At 63.4% G+C, this 18,086-nt stretch carries 15 protein-coding genes and 1 riboswitch; of the genes, 10 read left to right on the top strand and 5 right to left on the bottom strand.

Annotation, left to right across the window (positions count from 1 at the left end; translation table 11 throughout):
• The first annotated feature begins 41 nt into the window (after positions 1-41).
• The 5 genes from glmM (at position 42) to serA (ending at position 6,569) form a co-directional block, all read left to right on the top strand.
• Positions 42-1,394, top strand: a complete 1,353-nt coding sequence (gene glmM / locus NKI70_RS04990) for a phosphoglucosamine mutase (RefSeq protein WP_031213285.1) — start codon at positions 42-44, stop codon at positions 1,392-1,394.
• Positions 1,395-1,619: 225 nt separating this feature from the next.
• The gene (locus tag NKI70_RS04985) at positions 1,620-2,447 is read left to right on the top strand and encodes an outer membrane protein (protein WP_352589941.1); all 828 of its coding nucleotides are present in this window, start codon (positions 1,620-1,622) and stop codon (positions 2,445-2,447) included.
• 232 nt (positions 2,448-2,679) lie between these two features.
• Positions 2,680-3,429, top strand: coding sequence for an outer membrane protein (locus NKI70_RS04980; protein WP_352450819.1), 750 nt, complete (start codon positions 2,680-2,682; stop codon positions 3,427-3,429).
• A gap of 182 nt (positions 3,430-3,611) precedes the next feature.
• Positions 3,612-4,787: a phosphoserine transaminase gene (locus NKI70_RS04975; RefSeq protein WP_352724344.1), complete on the top strand. Its 1,176-nt coding sequence runs from the start codon at positions 3,612-3,614 to the stop codon at positions 4,785-4,787.
• 183 nt (positions 4,788-4,970) lie between these two features.
• Positions 4,971-6,569, top strand: coding sequence for a phosphoglycerate dehydrogenase (serA, locus tag NKI70_RS04970; RefSeq protein WP_023680656.1), 1,599 nt, complete (start codon positions 4,971-4,973; stop codon positions 6,567-6,569).
• 59 nt (positions 6,570-6,628) lie between these two features.
• On the opposite strand, the gene NKI70_RS04965 is transcribed toward serA, so the two are convergent.
• Positions 6,629-7,531: a DMT family transporter gene (locus NKI70_RS04965; RefSeq protein ID WP_023680655.1), complete on the bottom strand. Its 903-nt coding sequence runs from the start codon at positions 7,529-7,531 to the stop codon at positions 6,629-6,631.
• Positions 7,532-7,852: 321 nt separating this feature from the next.
• Here NKI70_RS04965 and NKI70_RS04960 point away from each other — a divergent pair, with 321 nt between their 5' ends.
• Positions 7,853-9,151, top strand: coding sequence for an adenylosuccinate synthase (locus tag NKI70_RS04960; RefSeq protein WP_023680654.1), 1,299 nt, complete (start codon positions 7,853-7,855; stop codon positions 9,149-9,151).
• A 72-nt stretch (positions 9,152-9,223) separates the two neighbouring features.
• On the top strand, positions 9,224-10,894 hold the full coding sequence (locus NKI70_RS04955; RefSeq protein ID WP_352569604.1) for a hypothetical protein: 1,671 nt from the start codon (positions 9,224-9,226) through the stop codon (positions 10,892-10,894).
• A gap of 31 nt (positions 10,895-10,925) precedes the next feature.
• Here the strand turns inward: NKI70_RS04955 and NKI70_RS04950 are convergent, their stop codons facing one another.
• Genes NKI70_RS04950 through NKI70_RS04935 form a run of 4 tightly spaced genes read right to left on the bottom strand, consistent with a single transcriptional unit; the run spans position 10,926 to position 14,005 of the window.
• Positions 10,926-11,225: a CcdB family protein gene (locus tag NKI70_RS04950; protein WP_352696860.1), complete on the bottom strand. Its 300-nt coding sequence runs from the start codon at positions 11,223-11,225 to the stop codon at positions 10,926-10,928.
• On the bottom strand, positions 11,225-11,467 hold the full coding sequence (locus NKI70_RS04945; protein ID WP_352569606.1) for a type II toxin-antitoxin system CcdA family antitoxin: 243 nt from the start codon (positions 11,465-11,467) through the stop codon (positions 11,225-11,227). Before NKI70_RS04945 ends, NKI70_RS04950 begins: the two co-directional genes overlap by 1 nt.
• A gap of 57 nt (positions 11,468-11,524) precedes the next feature.
• Positions 11,525-13,345: an ABC-F family ATP-binding cassette domain-containing protein gene (locus NKI70_RS04940; protein ID WP_352696857.1), complete on the bottom strand. Its 1,821-nt coding sequence runs from the start codon at positions 13,343-13,345 to the stop codon at positions 11,525-11,527.
• Between the two features lie 15 nt (positions 13,346-13,360).
• Entirely contained in the window at positions 13,361-14,005 is a 645-nt protein-coding gene (locus tag NKI70_RS04935) for a thiamine diphosphokinase (RefSeq protein ID WP_352574743.1), read from the bottom strand.
• Between the two features lie 127 nt (positions 14,006-14,132).
• Positions 14,133-14,247: riboswitch (TPP riboswitch) on the top strand.
• Positions 14,248-14,290: 43 nt separating this feature from the next.
• Here NKI70_RS04935 and thiB point away from each other — a divergent pair.
• The 3 genes from thiB to thiQ all read left to right on the top strand — a co-directional run bounded on the left by thiB (position 14,291) and on the right by thiQ (position 17,963).
• A complete protein-coding gene (gene thiB, locus NKI70_RS04930; RefSeq protein WP_352724343.1) occupies positions 14,291-15,304 on the top strand; it encodes a thiamine ABC transporter substrate binding subunit in 1,014 nt (337 codons plus the stop codon).
• 251 nt (positions 15,305-15,555) lie between these two features.
• Positions 15,556-17,175, top strand: coding sequence for a thiamine/thiamine pyrophosphate ABC transporter permease (thiP, locus tag NKI70_RS04925; RefSeq protein ID WP_352696853.1), 1,620 nt, complete (start codon positions 15,556-15,558; stop codon positions 17,173-17,175).
• Positions 17,172-17,963 carry a thiamine ABC transporter ATP-binding protein gene (gene thiQ, locus NKI70_RS04920; RefSeq protein WP_352574749.1) on the top strand — a complete coding sequence of 264 codons (792 nt, stop codon included), beginning with the start codon at positions 17,172-17,174 and terminating at the stop codon, positions 17,961-17,963. Before thiP ends, thiQ begins: the two co-directional genes overlap by 4 nt.
• The last annotated feature ends 123 nt before the right edge of the window (positions 17,964-18,086 follow it).

Here is an 18,086-nt window from a genome sequence, read left to right as displayed (position 1 = left end):
GCATGAGATGCTCGGAAAGAACCATCGGGAAGCTGGCGAACATGGCAGGACATTATTTCGGTACGGACGGCATTCGTGGGCGCGCCAACAAGTTTCCAATGACGGCGGAGGTCGCCATGCGGGTCGGCATGGCCGCCGGCCTCTCCTTCCAGCGCGGCAGCCACCGCCACCGCGTCGTGCTCGGCAAGGATACCAGGCTTTCCGGCTACATGATCGAGAACGCGATGGTATCCGGCCTGTGCGCCGCCGGCATGGATGTCTTCCTGCTCGGCCCGATTCCGACGCCGGCTGTTGCCATGCTGGTGCGCTCGCTGCGCGCCGATATCGGCGTGATGATCTCTGCCTCGCACAACCCCTATTACGACAACGGCATCAAGCTGTTCGGCCCCGATGGCTATAAGCTGTCCGATGAGATCGAGGAGCGTATCGAGGGGATGCTCGACAAGGATATCGAACTGGCGCTCGCCGATTCCGATGGGCTCGGCCGCGCCAAACGCGTCGACGGCGTGCATGACCGCTATATCGAATTCGCCAAGCGCACGCTGCCGCGCTCGATGTCGCTGTCGGGCCTGCGCATCGTCGTCGATTGCGCCAATGGCGCCGCCTACAAGGTGGCGCCCGACGCGCTGTGGGAACTCGGCGCCGAGGTCGTTGCCATCAATGTCGAGCCCAACGGCTTCAACATCAACAAGGAATGCGGCTCGACTCATCCGGCCGGCCTGCAAAAGAAGGTGCACGAGGTGCGCGCCGATATCGGCATTGCGCTCGACGGCGATGCCGACCGCGTCGTCATCGTCGATGAAAACGGCGCGATCGTCGATGGCGACCAGATCATGGCACTGATCGCCGAATCCTGGCACCAGAGCGGACGGCTGGCCGGCGGCGGCGTCGTCTCGACGGTGATGTCCAATCTCGGCCTCGAACGCTTCCTCGGCGACATGAACCTGCAGTTGCATCGCACCAAGGTCGGTGACCGCTATGTCGTCGAGCACATGCGTGCCCATGGGCTCAATGTCGGCGGCGAACAGTCGGGCCACATCGTGCTGTCCGATTTCTCGACTACCGGCGACGGGCTCGTCTCGGCGCTCCAGGTGCTCGCCTGCATCAAGCGGCATAACCGGCCGGTCAGCGAACTGTCGAAGAAATTCGAGCCGGTGCCGCAGCTTTTGAAGAATGTGCATATTTCCGGCGGCAAGCCGCTGGAGGAGGCGCCGGTCAAGGCGGCGATCGAAGATGCGCGCAATCGCCTCGGCAAGGCCGGGCGCCTGGTCATCCGGCCATCCGGCACGGAGCCGCTCATCCGCGTCATGGCGGAGGGCGACGACCCGCAGCTTGTCGAGTCCGTGGTCAACGACATCGTCGAGGTCATTTCGGAAACGCGCAGCGCCGCCTGATCTCCCTCCAACATGGGTCAAAAGCCCGCCTTGCCGGCGGGCTTTTTATTGGGTCGCGGCCAGCTCCGCCTGCAGCAACGGCCGCCAGATTGCTCGACTTTTAGAGATTCGTGGTTAATCAATACGGTTAAACGCCTTTTAACCTTTCCGATTCATTATCCACAACTGAGGTCAATCACATTTCGGGCGCGTTCGCCGTTCGAGGGTTTCTCAGGGGTGATAAGCATGTTCAACACAGCAAGAATGGCTCTCCTGGCTGCGGTGTTTGCCGGCGCCGGGCCGGCATTCGCCGCCGATTTCGTCGAGCCGCCCGTCGTCGAGGAGGCGCCGCCACCGATCGCCTACGAGCAGCCGGCCGACTTTGGCGGCTGGTATATCCGTGGCGACATCGACTATCACTGGTCGAAGTTTCGCGGCGCCGACTATATCACCTACGGACCGCCTCCCGGAACCGGCACTTTTGACAGCGGCAAGCTGAAGAGTGCTTTCTCGGCCGGTGCCGGCGTTGGCTATCAAATCGACCGGCACTTCCGCACCGACTTGACCGCGGACTGGATGAGCAAATCCACCTTCCGCGGCTCGACCAGCGGCATCTGCCTTGATGGAGATCCTTGTACTTCGGTCGACACCTCGTCCTATACCGCGCTGCTGCTGCTCGCCAACGCCTATGTCGATATCGGCACATGGCACGGTATCACGCCCTATGTCGGCGCCGGCATCGGCGGCGCCTGGGTTAAGTGGGATACACTCCACAACAGCGATGAAGACGGTGAATTCTTCCACCGCGGCGGCAAGGGCTGGCGTTTTGCCTATGCTGCCATGGTTGGCGCATCCTACTGTTTGACCGATCGCGTCAAACTCGACGTCGGCTACCGCTACAGCCATATAAACGGTGGGAAGATGTTCGACTTCGGCAGCGGCGTCGGCCCCGGCTATGACAATGGCATCAATGTTCATGAGGTGCGCGGCGGCCTGCGCTACCAGTTCGGCAGATCGGACTGCGTTGAACCGGAACCTTATGTTCCGGAACCCGAGCCCGTCTACACCAAGTAGTCGCTTCGAAATCGAGGAATTCGTTGACCGCCCGGCTGATGCCGGGCGGTTTCGTTTGGCTGCCTAAACATGCTGCGGCGCTCTGTAACACCGTCCGGCTCGAGGAGCGAAGGCGGATCAAATCAATTGCTAACGCCTTGTTATCCTTAACCCGCACTTAACCACTATGGTTAACAATGCTGTCTGAAACGGCGCGCGATCGCGAATGCGCCAAGTTCGGGAGCCGAGGACCATGACATTCAAATCGCCTGTAGCACTGGCGCTTGCAGCAGTCGTCCTGGTGCCGCTGACGCCGGCGCTTGGCGCCGATTACGAACCGCCGGTCTATGTCGACCAGGCGCCCGACTATGTACCGGTCGAGGTTGGCTCGGGATGGTATCTGCGTGGCGATGTCTCCTATCTGGTGCAGAAGAGCTTCAAGGATGAGCATTTCGCCTTTACACCCGCGAGCTTCGACGAAAAGGAAGATCCCATCTTCGCCAGCATCGGCTTCGGCTACCATTTCAACGACTATCTGCGCGCCGATCTCAATGTGGGCTATCTTCCCGGCAACAAGATCGACGTCGGCTATAACGACGGAACGACCGTGGCATCGGCGACCCTGAAGAACTATGCCTTCTCAGGCATACTCAATGGCTATGTCGATCTTGGGACCTATGTCGGAATCACACCTTATCTCGGCGCTGGTGTCGGTATCCTGCAGAGCAAGCGTCGCCTGTCGGCGAGCTACTTCACCGACAACGCCGACCCCACCGACGATTTCGTCCTGCGTGACAACAAGACCCAATACTCCTTCGCCTACACGCTGAATGCCGGCCTTGCCTACCAAGTGTCCAAGAACGTCTCAGTCGATCTGGGCTATCAGTATTTTTCCGCGCCAGACGCCGAATATGTGACTGCCGAGAGCCTGACTTCCTTTCCGATCCGCAAAGGAATCAACAATCATCAAGTCAAAGTCGGACTACGCTACGATCTCTGGTAGGCTCGATCGAAGCCGAGGCGTTGACAATGGCGGGTCGTAGGCCCGCCGTTTACGTTTCGTCGCCGGCAATATCCCGGCAGCGACAAAAACTTTCCCCTTGACGCCGAAAGCCTGAACGCATATCGCCGTCCGTGGGCCACCCCTCCCCAACGAGGGGCCACTATCTGGAAGGATAGACCACGATGACGACGCATACGAAGCCCGGATTCCGTCCGGCAAATCCCAATTTTTCCTCAGGTCCCTGTGCAAAACGCCCCGGCTGGTCGGTCGAGGCGCTCAAAAATGCCGCGCTCGGGCGCTCGCACCGTGCCAAGATCGGCAAGACCAAGCTCGAACAAGCGATCGAGCTGACGCGGGAAATCCTCCAGGTTCCGGCGGATTACCGCATCGGCATCGTGCCGGCCTCGGATACCGGCGCGGTCGAAATGGCGCTGTGGTCGCTGCTCGGCGAGCGCGGCGTCGACATGGTGGCCTGGGAGAGCTTCGGCTCCGGCTGGGTCACCGATGTGGTCAAGCAGCTGAGGCTCGCCGATGTGCGCAGGTTAGAGGCTGACTACGGCGCACTGCCGGACCTGACCAAAATCGACTTCGACCGCGACGTGGTCTTCACCTGGAATGGCACGACGTCGGGCGTGCGCGTGCCGAACGGCGACTTCATCCCGGCCACACGCAAGGGCCTGACCATCTGCGACGCCACTTCGGCGGCCTTTGCGCAAAAGCTCGATTTTCAGAAACTCGACGTCGTCACCTTCTCCTGGCAGAAGGTCTTGGGCGGTGAGGGCGCGCACGGAATGCTGATCCTCAGCCCGCGCGCCGTGGAACGCCTGGAAAGCTACAAACCGGCCTGGCCGCTGCCGAAGATCTTCCGTCTCACCTCGGGGGGCAAGCTGATCGAAGGCATCTTCAAGGGCGAGACGATCAACACGCCGTCGATGCTGTGCGTCGAGGACTATCTCGACGCGCTGCGTTGGGCGAAGTCGATCGGCGGCCTCGACGCGCTGGTCACCAGAGCGGATGCCAATGCCGCTGTTCTCGATCGCTTTGTCGGAAAATCTTCCTGGCTCGGCCATCTTGCCGTAGACCCGGCGACGCGTTCGAACACATCGGTCTGCCTTTCCTTCACCGATCCGGATGTCGCTGCACTCGACGCCGATGGACAGGCTGCGTTCGCCAAGGCAATTGTCTCGGCGCTCGACACGGAAGGCGTCGCCTACGACATCGGCGCCTACCGCGATGCACCGCCCGGCCTGCGCATCTGGTGCGGCGCGACAGTCGAGACCTCCGACCTCGAAGCGCTGCTGCCCTGGCTCGACTGGGCCTTTGCCGCGCAAAAGGCGTCGCTCAAAGCGGCGGCCTGACTCCCTCCCCCTCGAGGGGAGGGTGGCCCGAAGGGCCGGGTGGGGTCGCCTCCACCCGCTCAACGATCCGCCATCCAGAAAGAAAAAGATTTGGCCGCATCCGGCCGCAACGACCCCACCCCGGCGCTTCGCGCCGACCCTCCCCTCAAGGGGGAGGGACGCCAATCGCAAAGGACCAAGCCAATGCCCCGCGTTCTCGTCTCAGACAAACTTTCCACCACCGCCGTGCAGATCTTCAGGGATCGCGGCATCGAGGTCGACTATTTGCCGGATCTCGGCAAGGACAAGGAAAAACTGCTCGAAGTGATCGGCCAGTATGATGGGCTGGCCATCCGCTCGGCGACAAAGGTCACGGAGAAGCTGATCAATGCCGCGACCAGGCTGAAGGTCGTGGGCCGCGCCGGCATCGGCGTCGACAATGTCGACATCCCGGCGGCGAGCCGCAAGGGCATCATCGTGATGAACACGCCCTTCGGCAATTCGATCACCACCGCCGAGCATGCCGTCGCCATGATCTTCGCGCTGGCCCGCCAGATACCGGAGGCCAACGCCTCGACCCACGCCGGCAAATGGGAAAAGAACCGCTTCATGGGTGTCGAGATCACCGGCAAGACGCTGGGCATCATCGGCTGCGGCAATATCGGTTCGATCGTCGCTACGCGCGGCGTCGGCCTGAAGATGCATGTCATCGCCTTCGATCCATTCCTGTCGGACAGCCGCGCCGAGGAGCTCGGCGTCGAAAAGGTCGAGCTCGACGAGCTGTTCGCCCGCGCCGACTTCATCACGCTGCACACGCCGCTTACCGACAAGACGCGCAACATCATCGACGCCGCGGCGATCGCCAAGATGAAGAACGGCGTGCGTATCATCAACTGCGCCCGTGGCGGGCTGATCGTCGAGGCCGACCTGATCGCGGCGCTGAAGAGCGGCAAGGTGGCCGGCGCCGGCATCGACGTGTTCGAGGTCGAACCGGCGGACAACAACGCACTGTTCGGCATGGAGAATGTCGTGGCGACGCCGCATCTCGGCGCGTCGACCACCGAAGCGCAGGAGAATGTCGCCCTGCATGTCGCCGAGCAGATGTCCGACTATTTGATCAAGGGCGCCGTTTCCAACGCCATCAACATGCCGTCGATCACCGCCGAAGAGGCGCCGCGGCTGAAACCTTTCGTCAAGCTTGCCGAAGTGCTCGGCGCCTTTGTCGGACAGGTCACCGAGGATCCGATCAAGGAGGTCGAGATACTGTTCGACGGCTCGACCGCGACGATGAACACGCGCGCGCTGATCAGTGCCACCCTTGCCGGGCTGATCCGGCCGCAGGTCTCCGACGTCAACATGGTGTCGGCGCCGATCATGGTGAAGGAGCGCGGCATCATCGTCGCCGAGGTCAAGCGTGACAAGTCGGGCGTGTTCGACGGCTATATCAAGCTGACGGTCAAGACCGAGCACAGGACGCGCTCGATCGCCGGCACCTGTTTCTCGGACGGCAAGCCGCGCTTCATCCAGATCAAGGGCATCAATCTCGACGCAGAGGTCGGCCAGCACATGCTCTACACGACCAATGCCGACGCGCCCGGCATCATCGGTCTGCTCGGCACGGTGTGCGGCGAGAACGGCGTCAACATCGCCAACTTCCAGCTCGGCCGCAACCGGCCGGGCGGCGATGCCATCGCATTGCTCTATCTCGATGCGCCGTTCCCGGAAAACGTGTTGGCGCAGGTGCGCTCGCACAAGTCGATCGACTCCGCCAAGCGGCTGCATTTCGATGTGGGGATAGCCTGAAATTCGGTCGCCCCGTGTGCAGCAGCACGCGGGGCGGTGGAACGTCGCGGCAAGCGACTTCATTCAGCAGCGGATGCCGCCATCTTCCGTCCGCTGTATTCGGCGAGGCTGATGCCACCGAGCACCAGCGCGAGAGCCAGCGCCTGATAGAGCTGGAATGTCTCACCGACAATCAGCACCGATAGCAGCGTACCGAAGATCGGCACCAGATTGATGAACAGGCCGGCCCGGTTGGCGCCGATCAGCTCGTTGCCCCTGATATAGAAGATCTGCGCGATGACCGAAGCACCGATGGCGGTATAGAACGCGACCGCCCAGCCGCGGGCATCGGGGACAATGACCTTGCCGGCGGCAATCTCCCACAGGAAGAAAGGCAGCGATGTGACGAGTGCGGCAACCGACAGCGCCAGCATCAGGCTCTGCCAGCGGATGACCGGCTTCAGCCGCAACCCCACCGAATAGAAGGAGTAGCAAAGCACGGCGACCAACATGATCGCGTCGCCAAAGTTGAGATCCAGCTTGAGAAGCTGGCGCAGGTCGCCATGGCTCGCCGTCACCGCGACGCCAATGATGGTCAGCACGACGCCAGCTATCTGCACCCGGTTCACCCGCAGGCGAAACAGCACGAAATTGGCGATGATGATCACGATCGGTATCGCCGCCTGCTCGATCGAGACGTTGATCGCCGTCGTGTAGTTGAGCGCCGTGTAGAAGATCGCATTGAAAAAGGCGAAGCCGCAAGCGCCGAGCCCGCCAAGCAGCAACCAGTGCCTGCGCACCACCGGCCAGTCTTGGCGTAGCGTTCCCCAGCCGATCGGCAGCAGGATCAGAACCGCCAGCAGCCAACGCAGGAAGACCAGCGTCATCGGCGAGATATGACCGACCGCCAGCTTTCCCGCCACGGAGTTGCCGCCCCACAGCAAGGTGGTGAACAGCAGGAACAGATAGGCGGCTCGATGCATCGTGAACTCCCGGCCAGGCAGAGGGAATTTGACGGTCGGTGTGGGCCTATTGCGACCGCCAGCCCAAGTAAATGATGTCAAAGGCGAAAATTGTTGTGCCTCGGAGCGCTTTGGGCGGCAAAGAGTGGTCGCGCTCGCCGGGTCTTGACGCTATAGAGCGACGTGCGTGCAATTGGACGCTACAAAGTACGCGTCGGAAGGCTTTAATCTCGCGTCGTGCTTTTCCGAAAATCGATTCCGATTTTGGGGGCCGATGCGATAGAGGCCTATCGTTTCGAATTGTTTCAAGCTGCTCGTGCGGCGTCTCAAGGGAAAAGAAATATGGCCAATGTGGTGGTCGTCGGCTCGCAATGGGGCGATGAGGGCAAAGGCAAGATCGTAGACTGGCTGTCGGAGCGCGCCGATGTTGTCGTGCGCTTCCAGGGCGGCCACAATGCCGGCCACACGCTGGTCGTCGACGGCAAGGTCTACAAGCTGTCGCTGCTGCCGTCCGGCGTGGTGCGGCAAGGCAAGCTTTCCATCATCGGCAACGGCGTCGTCTTCGATCCGCACGCTTTCGTCGCGGAGGTTGCGAAATTGAAGGCGCAAGGCGTCGAGGTGACGCCAGACCGCCTGAAAATAGCCGAAAACACCGCGCTTATCCTGTCCTTGCACCGGGAGCTGGACGGATTTCGCGAGGACGCCGCTTCCAATTCCGGAACGAAGATCGGCACGACCCGTCGCGGCATCGGTCCCGCCTATGAAGACAAGGTGGGCCGGCGCGCGGTCAGGGTGATGGATTTGGCGGATTTGGAAACGCTGCCCTTGAAGGTCGACAGGCTGCTGACGCACCACAATGCGCTGCGGCGCGGGCTCGGCCATGCCGAGGTCACGCATGAGGCGATCATGAGCGAGCTGATCTCGGTGGCCGACGAGATCCTGCCCTATATGGACCGCGTCTGGAAAATCCTCGACGACAAGCGCCGCGCCGGCGAGCGCATCCTGTTCGAGGGCGCGCAAGGCACGTTGCTCGACATCGACCACGGCACCTATCCGTTCGTCACCTCGTCCAATACGGTTGCCGGTCAGGCCGCCGCCGGGTCGGGTGTCGGGCCGGGCGCCATCGGCTATGTGCTCGGCATCACCAAGGCCTATACGACGCGCGTCGGCGAAGGCCCGTTTCCAACCGAACAGAAGAACGAGATCGGCGAGTTCCTGGGCACGCGCGGCCATGAATTCGGCGTCGTCACCGGCCGCAAGCGGCGCTGCGGCTGGTTCGATGCCGTGCTGGTCCGCCAGGCCGTCGCCGTCAACGGCATCAAGGGCATTGCGCTGACCAAGCTCGATGTGCTCGATGGGCTGGACGAGATCAAGGTCTGTACCGGCTACCGACTCGACGGCGAGGCGATCGATTACCTGCCGGCCAGCCAGGGTGCGCAGGCCCGCGTCGAACCGGTCTACGAGACGCTGGAGGGGTGGAAAGGCACCACTGCCGGCGCGCGTAGCTGGAACGACCTGCCGGCCCAGGCGGTGAAGTACGTCCGCTACATCGAAGAGCTGATCGGCGCGCCGGTCGCACTCCTTTCCACCAGCCCTGAACGGGACGACACGATACTTGTGACCGATCCGTTTCAAGACTAGTTTCTCAGCCTTCCGGGCATTGCGGCTGATTTGCGGGGGCCGGCCCAGAAACAAATGCAGGTCGACTGACGTATGGTAGATTTTGTTCCTATTCTGAAAAAGGCGCTCGATAAACTCGGTGAGCCGTCGGCGGAAGTGCGCGCCAGGGTCTATGACAGGGCCCGTTCGTCAATCGCGAAACAACTCGCAGAGAAGGCCACGATGACGCCTTCCGATGTCGACCGGCAGATGCGTGCACTGGAAGACGCCATCGCCAAAGTCGAGCGGGACTATGCCAAGCCTGCGCCGCCACCCGACCCGCTGGCGGAACTGGAGGACATCTTCTCCTCCATCGACCGCAACAAGAACCAGTCCAGCCATATCCGACAGCCAGCAAAGACGGAGCCGGCATGGCAGCCGGCCAAGACCGAGCCGGCAAAGACCGGGCCGGCCTGGCAGCCCACGCCCGCCAAGGCGGCGCCGAACTGGCAAAAGCCGCAGCCCGTCGCTCTTTCTCAGGAGCGCGCTGGTCCGCCGCCGTCCGATATGGATCTTCCGACGGCTGACGGCCAAGACGGCGTTTTTCGGGGCGACGACTTTTCCAACGACGGCGGGCCCGCGGAGGACAGGTTCCAGCGGCTCCATCCTGCCGAGCGCAGGCGTAGCTATGGCGGTGTGATCGCCGCCGCCATTGCCTTGCTCGTCATTGCCGGTGGTGGCTATGGCATCTGGCTGAACAAGGATGCGTTCGGCAGCATGCTCGGCCTCGACTCGACCAAAGCCGTCGCCACCGAACCGCTGGTAAAACCAGCCCCGCCCAAGCCTGAGGCCGATGCGGCCGTACCGGCCGCCGCGCCTCCGACGGAGGCCGGCGAGGGCGCGAAGTTCACGCAGCGCCTGACGCCCGAGGGCCACGAAGTCGATCCCGGCCCCGCGGCCGGGCAGGCGGGCATCGGCGAAGGCGAATCCGTCGCCGCACTGACCACGCCGCCATCGGCCGCACAAGCGCCGACCACCCCGGCACCCGCCGCGCCGGCACCGGCCGCACCCGCCGACACGCAAGCCACGGCCAATGCTCCAGCAGTCGATGGGTCCGCTGCACCAACTCCCGCAACGCCGCCCGCCAACGGGGCAGCAGCGCCTGCAGCGGCCGCCCCGCCGCCCGCACCGGCAGCGGCACCAACGGCAGTTCCGCCGCAAGCCACGTTGGCCGTCGGCCAGAAGGCGATCTTCTACGAGGAGCGCACCAGCACCGCTCAAGGCTCGGCCGAGCCCGGCAACATCGTCTGGTCGCTGGTGCAGGAATCGCCCGGCGGCGACCTGCCGCCCGAGCCGGCGATCCGCGCCGAGGCGACCATTCCAGGCAAGGATATCCAGTTGCGCATGACGATCCGTCGCAACACCGACCAGACGCTGCCGGCCAGCCATATTATCGAGATGATCTTCCTGACGCCTGACGGCTTCGAGGGCGGCGGCGTCGACAACATCCTGCGTGTCGCCATGAAGGGCTCCGAGCAGGATGCCGGAAGCCCGCTGATCGGCATCCCGGCCAAGATCGCCGACGGTTTCTTCCTGGTTGCGCTCAACGATACCAAGGCGGATGAAGACGCCAATCTGACCTTGCTCAGAGGTCAGGACTGGATCGATGTGCCGGTCGTCTACAAGACCGGGCGGCGGGCGCTGCTCACCATGGAAAAGGGCATTCCAGGCGAGAAGGTGTTCGACGAGGCGCTAAAGGCCTGGCAGACAAAGACGGCGGGGTGAGGCCGGCTCACCAGCCCAACGCCTCTCTGGCTCAGAAGCCTTGGAACAGCATGTCGAGCGCGCTCACGATGTCGTCGTGATGGCGAGAAAGATTTCCTTCGGCAACGGGCAATTCAGAGGTCATCAAGGCTGACATGAATTGAGTGACCATGACATGGTCCTTACCGTTGACGGTGAAGATAGGGTTTAGCCGGCGGCCCGGCACTGGGGCCTTGTTGGCTGGCATCAGCGGGACGACGACCTTCGTGTCGAGCCGTCCCAGAAGGTCGGATTGGACATCGAGAAGGTAACCGTCGCCTTCGGCACTCTGGTAGAAATCATAACGTGCCATCAAAACAGCCGGTGCTTGGCCAGAGGCAAGCCGTTGCGCCTGACATAGTCATTCGAACTGTCGATCGCTTCCTTGTTTTCCTCCTGCCACCGGCGGTTTTTTTCGGCCGAAATCGCCTTGGCGATGCCCTCTTCCGCAGCGCGGGATATATTGATGCCCAACGCCTTGGCATCCTCGATCAATCGGGAGTCGATCGATGTATTAACCGACTTTCTTTGGGTTTTTGGCTTCGATTGAAGCATACAGCCGCTCCCATTTATGCGCATAATGTAGGCGCATATGAGCGTGCACGCAACCTCTCATCCCTCCATCTCTTCCCTTAGCATCTCGAGTTCCAGCCATTCCTCCTCGAGCGCTGCCAGTGTGACGCGCTCCTTGTCGAGCGCGGCAATCGTCTTCTGGAACGAGGCCGGGTCGCGCTCGTAATAGGCCGGATCGGCGATGTTGTTCTCCAGCCGCGAGATCGAGGCCGACACCGCCTCGATCTTCTTGGGTAAGGTTTCCAGCGCGAATTTCTGCTTGAACGACAGTTTCTTGGCCGGGCCCTTCGGTGCGGCCGCTTCGTTCCTGCTTGCCGCCGTCGCTTCACCGGCTTCTGCTTTTGGCCGCGCCCTGCGGTCGTCCAGCCTGGTGCCGCCGCGCTGCCCAAGCATGTCGGAATAGCCGCCGGCATATTCGATCCAGCGGCCGTCACCATCCGGCGCGATGATGCTGGTCACGGTGCGGTCGAGGAAATCGCGATCGTGGCTGACCAGGATCACCGTGCCGGCAAAACCGGCGACCAGTTCCTGCAGCAGCTCCAGCGTCTCCATGTCGAGATCGTTGGTCGGCTCGTCGAGCACAAGCAGGTTTGCCGGCCGCGCCAAAACGCGTGCGAGAATCAGCCGTGCCCGCTCGCCGCCCGAAAGCTCGCGCACCGGCGTGCGCGCCTGTTCCGGCTTGAACAGGAAGTCTTTCATGTAAGAGACGACGTGGCGCTGCTCGCCATTGATGACGAGGTTCTCGCCGCGCCCGTCGGTCAGATACTGCGCCAATGTCTCCTGCGGGTCGACGGCTTCGCGCTTCTGGTCGAGCGTGGCGATCTCCAGATTTGTGCCGAGCCGCACCGTGCCCGCGTCCGGCTTCAATTCGCCGGTCAGCATCTTCAACAGCGTCGTCTTGCCGGCGCCGTTCGGCCCGACCAGACCGACGCGATCGCCGCGCTGGATGCGGGTCGAGAATCCCTTGACCACGGTCAGATCGCCAAAGCTCTTCTCGATGTTCTTGGCTTCGATCACCAGTTTGCCGGATTCGGCGGCGTCGCTGGCTGTCATCGTCGCCGCACCCTCGGCGCCGCGGTGGCCGCGAAAGCGCTGGCGCATGATCTGCAACTCACCGAGCCGGCGCATGTTGCGCTTGCGCCGCGCTGTCACGCCATAGCGCAGCCAGTGCTCCTCACGCACGATCTGGCGACCGAGCTTGTGCTGCTCGCGCTCTTCCTCCTCCAGCACCGTGTCGCGCCATTCCTCGAAATAGGCAAAGCCCTTGTCGAGACGGCGAGTCTGGCCGCGGTCGAGCCAGATTGTGGCGCGCGACACGCGTTCGAGAAAACGGCGGTCATGCGAGATGACGACCAGTGCCGAGGAGGTGCGGGCAAGCTCCTCCTCCAGCCATTCGATGACCGAAAGGTCAAGATGATTGGTCGGCTCATCGAGGAGGAGAATGTCGGGCTCCGGCGCCATGACGCGGGCGAGGGCGGCGCGCCGCGCCTCGCCGCCGGAGAGATCGTTCGGCCGTTCCTCGCCGGTCAGGCCGAGATGCTCCATCAGATAGGTGGCGCGGTAGGGATCGTCGGCCGGCCCGAGCCCCGCCTCGACATAGGCGCGGACAGTCGCAAAGCCGTCCATGTCGGGCATTTGCGGCAAGTAGCGCACGGTCGCCGAAGGCTGGCGGAAGACTTCGCCGTCCTGCGGTTCGATCAGCCCGGCGGCGATCTTGAGGAGCGTCGACTTGCCAGAGCCGTTGCGGCCAACCAGGGCGATCTTGTCGCCAGCAGAGGCCGTCAGGGCGGCACCGTCGAGCAGCGGCGTGCCGCCAAAGGTCAGCTTTATCCCGTCGAGATTGAGAAGCGGCGGCGCCATGTCGGCTTTCTGGGCTCAGCTTTCCGGAAGAGGATAGGGATGTGCGAGCAGCAGCGCGCGGCCGCTGGCCAGCGCGATTTCCAACCGGCCCCTGACCTCGTTGGAAATGGTCAGCGACGAGCCGAACGCAACCTCGACATGGTCGAGCGGCCATTTGGCGCCGGTGACTGTCAGGCCGGCGAGATCCGAAAAGCCGAGCACCGAAAACAGCGTGCCGTCGGCATAGTCGAAGCCAGTCTTTCCCGGCAGCAAGGGAATGCCTTCCTGTGCGCCGCTGGTCAAAAGCACTTCCGTCCCGCCTTCCGCCAGCCGGATGCTTAGCGCCAGATGCAGGAAGATGTGGTCGGTACGTTTGCCGCCGAAGGCGCCTGCGAGCACAAGGCTGGTCGCACCACGTTCGAGTGCGGCGGCGATAGCGAGTTCACCGTCGGTCTTGTCCTTTTCAGCGGGAAACACCTGCCGTGGCACGGCGGCCAGATCTTCCGGCAAATCGGCAGGCACCGAATCGAAATCGCCGACCCAGAGTTCCGGCCTCAGGCCCAGCATACGGGCATGGCCGATGCCGGCGTCGGCAGCGATGACACGCGAGCCTTCGACCTGGCGGTCGAGCAGCGGCGTGCGGATGAGATCGCCGCCAAGCAGGATGGTGAATGTGCTCATATCTCGTGGCCCTTACCAGCCCTGCCCCGGAAACGGAAGATGAAACGGCAGACGAAACGGAAGGCTGGGCTTTGGATGCCCGGCAAACTTCCGCTTGCGCAGCACTTCGGCCGGGCCTATGTGTCGCAACGCTCTAACGGGGTGCCGGACGCGATCTTCGCGGACCGGCTGAGAGGCAAGACTGCCAACCCGCTGAACCTGATCCGGTTTGTACCGGCGGAGGGATTAGACGTTTCGGACAGCCCGACGCCTCAATTCCTTTCAACGCGAACGAAGGAGGCGCCGATGCGCAGTTTTTTCCACTCTCTTGTCTCGATTGTCCTGCTTGCGGCATCCGCGCTCGCCCTGCCAGGGCAGGCATCGGCACAGGATAGATTGACGGTCTACACCTATGAAAGCTTCACCGCCGATTGGGGTCCGGGACCGGCGGTGAAGAAGGCCTTCGAGGCCGAATGCAGTTGCGTCGTCGAATTCGTCTCGGTCGCCGACGGCGTGGCGCTGCTCAACCGTGTGAAGCTGGAAGGCGCCGCGACCAAGGCCGATATCGTACTTGGCCTCGATACCAACTTAACCGCCGACGCCAAGGCAACCGGCTTGTTTTCGCCGCACGGCGCCGTGTCGGGCGTCAATGTGCCGGGCGGCTGGAGCGACGATATTTTCGTGCCGTTCGACTATGGCTATTTCGCCGTCGTCTACGATACCGAAAAACTGAAGAGCCCGCCGAAGAGCCTCAGGGAATTGGTCGAGGGCGATGCCGGAGAGAAGATCGTCATCCAGGATCCGCGCACCTCGACGCCGGGCCTTGGCCTGCTGCTGTGGGTCAAGTCGGTCTATGGCGACAAGGCGCCGGAAGCCTGGGCCAAACTCAAGGCGAAGGTGCTGACGGTAACGCCGGGCTGGAGCGAGGCCTACGGCCTGTTCACCAAGGGCGAGGCGCCGATGGTGCTGTCCTACACCACCTCGCCGGCCTACCACATGGTCGCCGAAAACACCGAGCGCTACCAGGCGGCGTCCTTCGAGGAGGGCGAATATCTGCAGATCGAGGTTGCGGGGATCACCACCAAGGGTGCGAAGAACCCGCTGGCAGAAAAGTTCATTGCCTTCATGACCGGACCGAAATTCCAGGATGTCATTCCCGAAACCAACTGGATGTTCCCGGCCGGCAAAACCGACAAGCCGCTCAACCCGGCGTTCGACAAGCTGGTCAAGCCGACCAAGACCTTGCTGTTCAGCCCGGAAGACGTCGCGGCCAACCGCAAGGCCTGGGTCGATGAGTGGCTTGCGGCGATGAGCAAGTAGGGCTCAAGCCTCGTCGGATGTTTGCGCCAAGCCACCCCCCTCTGGCCTGCCGGCCATCTCCCCCTCAAGGGGGGAGATCGGCAGCTTTGTCGCCTCTCCTCGTCCTGCCACTTGTGAGATTGGCGAAGGCGGCTGAGTGCGCAATCTCCCCCCTTGAGGGGGAGATGGCCGGCAGGCCAGAGAGGGGTGGGCTCGGCCATTGTCAGGTATTTCCTTCGATCAACACCTGTCGTAGTGTCGGGTAGCGCGACATGCGTACGCGTCATCCGGCCGATCCCCGCGTCACTGCCGGCATCGTCGCGCTCGCCGCCATCGCGCTGCTGATCGGCGGGGCATTCGCCGGGCTCGTCGTCGAAGCCACACGCGACCTGTCCGGCGCCGCTTCCGCCTTCGATTCCTATCTCCTGCGTGTTGCCCGCTTCACGCTCTGGCAGGCTCTGTTGTCGACCCTGCTCTCCGTCGCACCGGCGCTGTTCGTCGCGCGCGCCCTGTCGCGGCATCCGCGTTTTTTCGGGCGAGGCTTTATCCTGCAGCTTTTCGCCGTGCCGCTGGCGCTGCCGGCCATTGTTGCCGCACTCGGTGTCTTGGCACTCTATGGCCGCGCCGGGTATTTCGCCGGCACGCTCGGCGCGATTGGCGGGCAGAGCTGGCCCGGCATCTATGGCCTGTCGGGCATTCTCGTCGCCCACGTCTTCTTCAACCTGCCGCTGGCGACGCGGCTGTTCCTGGAAGCGCTGCAGACCGTGCCGGCCGACCAATGGCGGCTGGCGAGCCAGCTTGGCATGGGGGCTGCGCCGGCCTTCCGGCTGATCGAATGGCCGCCGCTGCGTGCGGCCTTGCCGGGCGTTGCCGGGCTCGTTTTCATGCTGTGCATCACCTCCTTCACCATCGTGCTTACGCTCGGCGGCGGACCCAGAGCGACGACGCTGGAGGTTGCCATCTACCAGGCGCTGCGTTTCGACTTCGACCCGGCGCGGGCTGTGACGCTGACCCTGCTGCAGATTGCCCTGACCTTCGTCGTCGTGCTGGCCTTGACGCGGCTCGGCGCCAATATGGTCGGGGATGCCAATCTGCCGGTGGCGCCGCGCCGGTATTTTTCAGCCGGTGCGGCCGAGACCGTGCTGAACGCATTGGCGATCGGGCTCGCACTGCTGTTTGTCGCCGGGCCGATGGCGGCCACGTTGGCAGCCGGGCTTGGCGCCGATCTCGGCCGCCTGGCCGGCGAGAGCGCGGTGCGGCAAGCGACGGCGACCAGTGCCGTGCTCTCCCTCCTATCGGCGCTGCTCTCTGTGGCGTTGTCGCTGTCGCTGGTCGTGGCGCGCCGGGCGCTGGCGCTCACCCGGCGGCAGGGCCGGCGGACACTGCTCGAACATCTGGCCGACACCGGTGCGGGGTTCGTCCTGGTGGTGCCGCCCATCGTCATCGGCGCCGGCTGGTTCCTGCTCTTGCGCACCGTCGGCGATGTCTTTGCGATCGCCCCTGTCATGGTCGTTACGGTCAATGCGGTGATGGCGATGCCGTTCGCCATCCGCGCCATTCGCCCTGCCTATGACGCGGCGAGCGAACGCCACGAACGGCTCTGCGCACAGCTTGGTATCTTGGGCTGGAACCGGTTGCGGCTGGTCGACTGGCCGTCGCTGCGGCGGCCGCTCGCCACCGGCTTCGCGTTCGCCATGGCGCTGTCGCTCGGCGATCTCGGCGTCATTGCGCTATTCGGCAGCGATTCCGTGCAGACCTTGCCCTATCTGCTGCTGGCGCGCATGGGCAGTTACCGCACCGAGGATGCGGCCGGCCTGGCGCTGCTGCTCGGCCTTGTCTGCCTGGCGCTGGTGTTGGCCGCAGACTGGCTGGGAAGGAGGGAGAAATCATGATGCCGATCAGCCCGGAACGGTCCATTTCCGTCGAAAAAGGCGCGGCCGTGCGGCTCGATAATGTCTCGTTCAGCTATGGTGAAACGCCGCTTATATTCGATGTTGATTTCCCGGCGTCGGAAATCACCGCCATCATGGGGCCGAGCGGTTCGGGAAAGTCGACGCTGCTCAATCTGGTGGCCGGCTTCGAGACGCCGCGGTCGGGCCGCGTGCTGATCGGCGGCGCCGACGTCAGCACTGCGCCGCCATCAGCGCGGCCGGTATCGATGGTGTTCCAGGAAAACAACCTGTTTGCCCATCTGTCCCTCGAGCAGAATGTCGGGCTCGGCCGCTCGCCTTCGCTCAGGCTGAGCGACGCTGACCGCGCCGCAATCGCCGCAGCGCTGAAGCGCGTCGGCCTTGCCGGCAAGGAAAGCCGGCTGCCGCGCGAACTCTCCGGCGGCGAGCGGCAGCGCGTCGCGCTCGCCCGTGTCCTGGTGCGCGACCGGCCGGTGTTGTTGCTCGACGAGCCGTTCGCTTCGCTCGGACCGGCACTGCGCGACGACATGCTCGACCTGGTGGCCGACGTCCATTCGGAGCAGTGCATGACGGTGCTATTCGTCACGCACCAGCCGGACGATGCGCGCCGTATCGGCCAAAACATGGTTTTCCTGGATGGTGGCACGGTTGCCGCGACGGGCACCGCGGCCGATTTTTTCGTCGGGGCTGGACCGGAGGCATTCCGACGCTATATCGGCTCGGGTCCGTTTGCGGTTGGATCACGAGATGTTGCCCGGAAGCGGACATAATTTATGGTCAAACCGGCGGAAGGCGAAGCGGCGCTTGCTTGCCATGGTCGAGGTAGTGTGGCTAGGTCCGCCAGGAGCTGGTCCGGCCTAGACCGTGATTTGCCCTTGCTGCCTCGCATCTGT

The organism is Mesorhizobium sp. M0500 (genome assembly GCF_040321165.1).
Lineage (GTDB): Bacteria > Pseudomonadota > Alphaproteobacteria > Rhizobiales > Rhizobiaceae > Mesorhizobium.
This window is presented reverse-complemented; position numbering and strand designations above follow the sequence as displayed.